The organism is Vibrio sp. 10N.222.55.C6 (assembly GCF_041473395.1).
Lineage (GTDB): Bacteria > Pseudomonadota > Gammaproteobacteria > Enterobacterales > Vibrionaceae > Vibrio > Vibrio crassostreae_C.
This window is the reverse complement of the sequence record NZ_JBFRSD010000786.1, coordinates 1-307: the sequence shown is the minus strand read 5'-3', so window position 1 is coordinate 307 and position 307 is coordinate 1. Positions and strand designations below refer to the sequence as shown.

1 protein-coding gene is annotated in these 307 nt (G+C 40.7%); it reads left to right on the top strand.

Going from position 1 to position 307, the window contains the following annotated elements:
• A partial coding sequence (locus AB4486_RS26170; protein ID WP_372119673.1) for an EamA family transporter occupies positions 1–250 on the top strand: 250 nt, incomplete at its 5' end.
• Between the last annotated feature and the right edge of the window lie 57 nt (positions 251–307).

Here is a 307-nt window from a genome sequence, read left to right as displayed (position 1 = left end):
GATTAACGTATTAGTCATCAGTTATCTGACGTTAATCCCACAATGCTTGGGCTATATCGCGTTCAGTTTTGGTTTACGCCACGTGACCGCGAGTAGCGCCAATCTGCTGACTCTGTTTGAACCAGTAGTTGCAGCGGTGCTTGCCGTCTGTGTTGTCGGTGAGCTGATTCCTTTTACAGGCTGGTTAGGTATGTCTCTGATTGTGTTGTGCTTGTTTATACAGTCGAAGCCATCTAAAGGAACGTTATAAGTATTTGTTTTGCCTAATTGAAATTTTTTCATGTGTAATTCTTATAATTGAATAAAA